Origin of the sequence: Flavobacterium sp., assembly GCF_028712645.1 — a bacterium.
GTDB lineage: Bacteria > Bacteroidota > Bacteroidia > Flavobacteriales > Flavobacteriaceae > Flavobacterium.
Genome location: NZ_JAQTPQ010000177.1, coordinates 1 through 7,388 on the forward strand (window position 1 = coordinate 1; position 7,388 = coordinate 7,388).

Below are 7,388 nucleotides of genomic sequence, written 5' to 3' on the forward strand. Positions count from 1 at the left end.
CAAGGAGTTGAGGCAGAATGTCCGTTGAAATAATTTTCCATAACTATTCTGCCGTTAACAAGAATGATGAAGCCTTTGGAGTTTTTGAGTGCTAAATAATCTAGAAGCGGTTGGACTTCAGATTGCGTCCATCCTAAATCTGCAAACGATTTGGTTTCCCAATTATCTCCAATTAAAGGAGGAAAATATATAGATTCAGATGGAGTAGGAGAAGTGTTATCAGAATTACAACTGATAAACAATAGCACAATTAAGAAGCTGAAGATTGTTTTCGACATAGTAATAGAGTTCTGTTCTCCTTTGACCAAAATTATATAAAATAGTTTAATGGGAGTAATTTATTTTTTGGTTTCTTATGTTTAAGAAGCTTAACTTTGTGAAACAAAAAATATCTTTTTTAAACATAAAACTCTGTTCCTTAAAATATATATGCAGAATATAGCTAAAATTTTATTCGTTTCTCTTCTTTTTGTCTCTTGTCAGCAAAAGATAAAGCCTTCTGATATATCAAAAATTAATGGATATTGGGAAATAAAAAAAGTAGTTTTTGACGAAGGTAAAGACAAGGATTACACTATAAATCAGACTTATGATTATTTTCAAATTAATAAGAACAACACTGGTTTTAGGAAGAAAGTAATGCCTCAACTCGATGGTACTTTTATTGTAAATGACACCTATGAAAATGTAAAAGTACGTTTCGGAAAAGACAATGTTTTTCTTGATTATTCTACTGATTATGCAAAATGGACTGAGGAATTAATTGCTATTTCAAAGGATGAATTAGTTTTGAAAAATGTCGAAAATAAGGAATATCATTATAAAAAAGCATCAGCAATAAATAGTATAGATAATGGCAAAAAGACTAAATAATCAAAGTACTGTTGGTGATGTTTTAAAGCAAATTATCCAAGTTAATAAGCTTCAACCGGGAATGGATCAGATAGATGTGAAAGAAGCTTGGAAAAATTTAATGGGAAATGGAGTTAATTATTACACAAAAAATGTTGTTTTGAAAGGAAGTACTTTATATGTTGAGCTTTCTTCGGCAGTTTTGAGAGAAGAATTGAGTCACGGAAAAACTAAAATTGTCACTATGATCAATGAGGAATTGCGTCGTGATGTAATAAAGGATGTTGTTTTGAGGTAGTAATTTTATATTTCAGTGGAGTAAATAAAAAAATCCAGTTTCAATTTTTTGAAACTGGATTTTCTGTTTTTATAAGAATTTTAAATTCTAGAATTGTTCTCTTCCAGCAAAATGGAAAGCACCTTCGATGGTTGCATTTTCATCACTGTCCGAACCGTGAACTGCGTTTTCACCAATAGAAGTTGCATATGCTTTACGAATTGTTCCTTCAGCAGCTTCAGCAGGGTTTGTTGCGCCAATTAAAGTTCTGAAATCTTCAACTGCATTTTCTTTTTCTAGAATTGCTGCAACTATTGGACCGCGAGACATAAATTCTACTAATTCTCCGTAAAAAGGTCTTGCTGCGTGAACAGCATAAAATGCTTGTGCATCTGCAACAGTTAATTGTGTTAATTTCAATGAAACGATTTTGAAACCAGCATTTGTAATCATTGCCAATATATTTCCGATGTGTCCGTTAGCAACCGCATCAGGTTTAATCATTGTAAAAGTTCTATTTGTTGCCATTTTTTTGTTTTTTAATTGGGTGCAAAAATAACCTATTTTTTTATGAATAGAATCTATAATTGACTAATTTATTGGTGATTTTTAGTAAAATTGTAATTTTTATAGGGATATAATATTAAAATTAGATTTCAAAGGCTGAAGTTCTAAAAATAGTTTGTCAATAAATGATTCTCCATATTCTAAATAAAAATCAGAAAAATTAGCTTGGCGTTCTTGTAAGCTTTTATTAGGGAACAATTCATTTTGTAGTTCAGTGATTCGTTCTAATTCATTTTCGAATTTTCTTTTTTGAGCTTTCAATAAACGTTTTTCGAGGGTGTCTAATCCTTTTATTTGTTTTGCTTCCTGTGCTTTTACAGCTCCTGCAAATGAGATGTCCGTTTTTTTGGCTAAAGAATGTAGGTAATGAAATTGGGTTTTTAGAAAATCTTTTTGAATCGATAAATCAATGGGAAAATCGTCTAATGATTTCACCTTATTATTAATTAATTCGTCTTGTTTCGAAAATAAATCGGCCCACGATAAGCCTAATTTGTTTGCTTTTTTAATTTGTTTTCCTGTTGCTAAAAGAGCTGAATTTCTGAGCAAAAGTATAGGAAAAGTTACTTTTGCAACTGCAAACATTGATTTCAGTTCCAACCAATAAGCAATTTCTCCACCTCCGCCGATATAACATAAATTAGGCAAAATTACTTCCTGATATAACGGACGCATAATTACATTCGGACTGAATTTTTCTGGATGAGTTGCTAATAGTTCTAAAATTTCGCTTTCAGTGAACTCAATTTTTGTATTGTTTATTTTATATTTTCCTTTTTCAAGAAGAATACGTTCCCTCAAATTATCTTCTATATAAAATAAATTAATTTCACGAGGATTGACTTGGAGGGTGTAATTTTTGAGTCTTTCTGCAGTTTCAAGAACTTTTTTATAAGAAGTTTGGTTTAGCAGTTCCTCTTTAATATAAGGTATAAATGTTTTTTTTAATTCTTGGTTGTCTGCATCAAGAATGATTAATCCGTATTTTCCAAAAAGTTCATTTGCCAAAAAACGAGTTGCTTCTGCCAAATTAGAATGCTTCAAATAGGATTCCTGAAAAAGGGTTTTGATAGTTTTGGCATTTATTCCAGAGCCCAATTCTTGGGAGTAAACTTCAAAAAAATCGGATAATCCTTCTGTGGATAATCTTCCTACTGGTCCAGAACTTTCTTTGTTCCAACGAAACTTTCGCCCTTTGAAATTAAAATAATTAATTTCTTCAAAATCGTGATCTTCAGTCGCCATCCAATAAATTGGAACAAAGTTATTGCTAGGATATTTTGATTTTAATTCAGTGGTTAATTTGATTGTAGAAATGATTTTGTACAAAAAATACAAAGGTCCAGTGAATAAATTTAATTGATGTCCTGTTGTGACAGTGAAAGTATTCGAATGATTTAAAAGTTTAATATTGTTTAATGTTTCAGTTGAAATATTTATTTGTGCATATTGTTTTTCTAAAACGGAGACTAGTATTTCTCTTTTTGAATTGCCATTGAAATTGTCATTGCCATTTCCATTGAAATTCTTTTGTTTTTCCTGAATTTGTTCTTCAAAATTTTCAATACTTGGATAACGATTGTAAAGCGACTGCAAATTAGATTTTTGGTGCAAATAATCATTCATCAAAGTTGAGAAATAACCTGAATTTTGATAGCTAATACAGTCAGTTGGCATAATTAATTTTTTTTGGAGTAAAAATACCAAAAATTATTGGAACTAAATATTTGCAGGGCATTCGCTTTTAAAATTTTTTAGACACGAATTAGCACAAATTCATAAAGAATAAAAATAAATTAACACTAATTTTATTTTGTAAAAAGTGAGTGTCAAAATTCGTGTTCATTCGTAAAATTCGTGGCGACTTTATTTTTCTTTTTTAAAAGCGAATATCCTAAAATATTTGTTAGTTTTGAAAATTAACATCATTTTTATCGAAATATTACAATACTCTTATGAAAAAACATTCTAATCCTGATAAGGTGAATTCATTAAAACACGTACTTTTTGGTAGTTTAATAGGAACTACAATCGAGTTTTTTGATTTTTACATTTATGCAAATGCAGCTGTTTTGGTCTTTCCTAAATTATTTTTCCCTGGTTCGAATCCTACTGCTTCTATAATAGAATCTCTCGCCACTTTTTCAATTGCTTTTTTTGCTCGTCCCATTGGTTCAGCTGTTTTTGGACATTATGGTGATAAAATCGGAAGGAAAACCACTTTAGTCGTTGCCTTATTAACGATGGGAATTTCTACTGTTGCCATTGGTCTTTTACCTACATATGAAAGTATAGGAATTTTGGCTCCCTTGTTATTAATGCTCTGTCGTTTTGGTCAAGGATTAGGTTTAGGTGGAGAGTGGGGTGGAGCTGTTTTGTTGGCAATCGAAAATGCACCATCTGGAAAACGTGCTTGGTATGGAATGTTTCCACAATTGGGAGCTCCCATTGGTTTGTTGCTTTCTGGCGGAACTTTTCTTTTGTTGAGCGACCTATTAACTAACGAACAATTTTTTGAATACGGATGGAGAATTCCATTTATTGCCAGTTCATTATTGGTTGGAATTGGTTTTTATATCCGATTGAAAATCACCGAGACACCATCATTTGTCAATGCAAAAGAAACAAAAAAGGAAGTAAAAATCCCTTTGCTATCTATCTTAAAATCCTTTAAAAGGGAATTGATTTTTGGCACTTTTGCTGCTGTTGCCACTTTTGTGACGTTTTATTTAATGACCGTTTTTAGTTTGAGTTGGGCAACATCACATCTAGGGTTTAGTCGTCGTGATTTTTTAATCATTGAACTTTTTGCCATTTTGTTTTTTGTAATAGGGATTCCACTTTCGGCAGTTTTGGCAGATCGTTTAGGACGTAGATTGATTTTGTTATTAGTTTCTGCTGCAATAGGATTTTTTGGACTTAGCTTCTCTTATTTTATGGATTCGGGGAGTACTTTTTTAATTACTACTTTTATCTGTTTGGGAATGGGATTAATGGGATTGACTTATGGACCACTAGGAACTTTTTTGTCTGAGTTATTCCCAACAGAAGTTAGATATTCAGGAGCTTCATTGACCTTTAATTTAGCGGGAATACTTGGTGCATCTTTTGCACCTCTTATTGCTATTTGGTTAGCGACTCAATATGGGATTGCCTTTGTTGGTTATTATTTATCTTTTGCTGCCTTAATTTCATTCTTGGCACTTTTGGTAATTAGCAAAAAAGAACATCAGTTTTGATAAAGTTTTTATCTTTTTAAACTAAAATGACCTTTGTATTCTTTGCCATTTGCTCTTGTTACAACAAACCAATAATCAGTTGCAGGAAGTTCAGCTCCATTATAGGTTCCGTTCCATTCGCTAGTGTTGGTAGCTAAAGTTTTGATTAGTTTTCCATAACGGTCGAATATTTTTACGGTCAAACCTTCTTCAAGTTCTGAAAATTTTATTTTCCAAGTATCATTATATCCATCACCGTTTGGGGTAAAGAATTTTGGATACATTAATAAATAGACTTCATATGAAGGAGTAGTACCACAACCATTTTTATCTCTAACTATGACTGTATATTTCCCACTAATCAGACCCGAAAACACATTGCTTTCTTGGTAATTTATGCCGTCTATAGAATATTCGAATTCTCCATCTTCAGTGGTAAAAATAGTTATTATATTATCGTTATCCGTCCAATCTTTGGTTTCTATTGAATTGATAGTTGGCTTGTTAGAAATCTTTACCTTGAAATTTTTTGTACTTGAGCAAGAAATAGTTTCATAATCATTGGTTACTGTTACTGAAAAATCACCTGGATTATCGACAATTATCGATTGGGTTATTTCTCCGTTGGACCATAAATAATTATCGAAACCTGGACCTGCATCGATTGTGATGGAATTATTTTCGCAAATGGGAACAATATCTTGAATGGTAATAATTGGTTTGGATAACAGAGTCAATTTCAATTCGGCTACTGCATAACAAGGAGTATTTGAATTGATGCGAACATAAATATAATTGTCTCCTAAATTCAATTTGTAGGTTGAAAAATCACTTATTTCAGCACTTGGTGTTTCATTTTCAGCACCAGAAATTGAATTGTAGTAAGAGAAATTATAATTGCCTGAATTTGTAGTTAAATTAGCATTGTAATTACTCAAATCAACAATTTCAGAGCCGTCATTCAAATCATCACAAATTAATTCTTTATAGTTGCTTACAGGTAAAGTGGTTATAAGTGAAACCGAAATAGCAAATCTCGATTGGCTTTCACATCCGTTTATAGTTTGTGAAGCATAGTAAGTTATTCCATTTTGTAAAGGAGTTGTATTTGCCAAAATATTTCCAATAGAAGGACTATCATACCATTTTATATTGGATCCAGAAACTGCAATAGTATTTAAAGTTGGATTTTGGCTGGTGCAAAAACTTTGTTGTGGTATAGCAGTTGGGCTAACTGTATTTTGAATATTTACTAGAATCGGTTTTCTCAAACCTTCACAACCATTTATAGTTTGTGATGCATAATAGGTAATTCCATTTTGTAGTAAAGTTGTGTTTACTAATTCATTTCCATTGGCAGGAGCATCATACCATTTTATATTTTGACCAGTAACTGCAATAGAACTTATTGTTTCATTTTGTTGGATACAAAAGATTTGTGGGGAAATTGCCGTTGGTGATTGTGGAAAATTGGTAAATGGTATAACCGATGCAGTTGAAGCATTGGAACTACATCCATTTGCATTTTTGATTTTTACTAAATAATTGCCTGAGTTTAAATAGCCCGAGGAAGAGGATGTAATCCAAGTTAGTCCGTTATCAAAACTGTATTCTGAAGCAGTAGAAGTAATAGTTATTTTTCCTTTTGGATTAGAACAATCGGGTTGCAAAATTGTAAATGTTGGAGCCAGCGGATAATCTGTTGGAGGAATAATTGTTGCTGAAACACTAGTTGACTCGCAATTTGAACTGTTTTTTACCTTTACTAGATAGGTTCCCGCAGTTAGTAATGCTGAATTAGGGTTGGTAGAATATGTGATACCATCGTCAAAGCTGTATTGAAAGGCTGAACTAGTAACATTAATAGAACCAAAAGGGCTAACACAACTAATAGGTTGGTTTATAGTTATAGTTGGACTTGCAGGAATATTTGGTGGAGCATTTATTATTGCTGTTGTTGCTTCTGAAGGGCAACTATTACTATTTCCTCTTGTTCTAACTGAATAGGTTCCCATCGATAAAGCTGATGAAATAGGATTGTTACTCCAAGTTATTCCATTATCAAAACTATACTGCAAGGCTGTTGTATTAACGGTTATGAAACCAGTTGATGAGTTACAGCTTGTAGGCTGACTGATTGTTATTAATGGTGGATTTGGTGTTACGTTTTGTGCATTAGTGTGAACAAATTGGCTGTTGGATAAGCATCCTGAAGCATCTTTAATTTTAAGGTAGTAATCTGTACCACCTTGTAGATTATCGAAAAATGGATTAGTTGTCCAAGTGACACCATTATCAATACTATATTCAGCTGCAGAGGTTTCAATTTTTATATTGATATTTGTTCCAGTTTCTGATTTACAACTTGGTTGCACACTTGAATAAGTTGGAGCAGGTAAAAGAGTTGCAGGACTAATAACTACTGAATTTGCTGAGGAAATACAACCTGCACTATTTTTTAATTTTATGAAATA

Annotated in this window: 6 protein-coding genes and 1 pseudogene; 3 read left to right on the forward strand and 4 right to left on the reverse strand. The window is 32.1% G+C overall.

The window, feature by feature from the left end:
- Positions 1 to 278 (reverse strand): annotated as a pseudogene (locus PHC28_RS12995) (serine hydrolase); the annotation flags it as partial.
- 151 nt (positions 279 to 429) lie between these two features.
- On the opposite strand from PHC28_RS12995, the gene PHC28_RS13000 reads away from it, so the two are divergent.
- The gene (locus PHC28_RS13000) at positions 430 to 873 is read left to right on the forward strand and encodes a lipocalin family protein (RefSeq protein ID WP_300101253.1); all 444 of its coding nucleotides are present in this window, start codon (positions 430 to 432) and stop codon (positions 871 to 873) included.
- Positions 854 to 1,150, forward strand: coding sequence for a DUF721 domain-containing protein (locus tag PHC28_RS13005; RefSeq protein WP_300101257.1), 297 nt, complete (start codon positions 854 to 856; stop codon positions 1,148 to 1,150). The genes PHC28_RS13000 and PHC28_RS13005 overlap by 20 nt, the downstream gene beginning before the upstream one ends.
- Positions 1,151 to 1,237: 87 nt before the next feature.
- On the opposite strand, the gene PHC28_RS13010 is transcribed toward PHC28_RS13005, so the two are convergent.
- A complete protein-coding gene (locus tag PHC28_RS13010) occupies positions 1,238 to 1,657 on the reverse strand; it encodes a nucleoside-diphosphate kinase (RefSeq protein WP_300101261.1) in 420 nt (139 codons plus the stop codon).
- A 99-nt stretch (positions 1,658 to 1,756) separates the two neighbouring features.
- Positions 1,757 to 3,373 carry a bacillithiol biosynthesis cysteine-adding enzyme BshC gene (gene bshC, locus PHC28_RS13015; protein ID WP_300101264.1) on the reverse strand — a complete coding sequence of 539 codons (1,617 nt, stop codon included), beginning with the start codon at positions 3,371 to 3,373 and terminating at the stop codon, positions 1,757 to 1,759.
- 278 nt (positions 3,374 to 3,651) lie between these two features.
- On the opposite strand from bshC, the gene PHC28_RS13020 reads away from it, so the two are divergent.
- Positions 3,652 to 4,935 (forward strand): MFS transporter, encoded by a 1,284-nt coding sequence (locus PHC28_RS13020; RefSeq protein WP_300101267.1) that lies wholly within the window; start codon positions 3,652 to 3,654, stop codon positions 4,933 to 4,935.
- Positions 4,936 to 4,943: 8 nt separating this feature from the next.
- On the opposite strand, the gene PHC28_RS13025 is transcribed toward PHC28_RS13020, so the two are convergent.
- A partial coding sequence (locus tag PHC28_RS13025) for a T9SS type B sorting domain-containing protein (RefSeq protein ID WP_300101270.1) occupies positions 4,944 to 7,388 on the reverse strand: 2,445 nt, incomplete at its 5' end.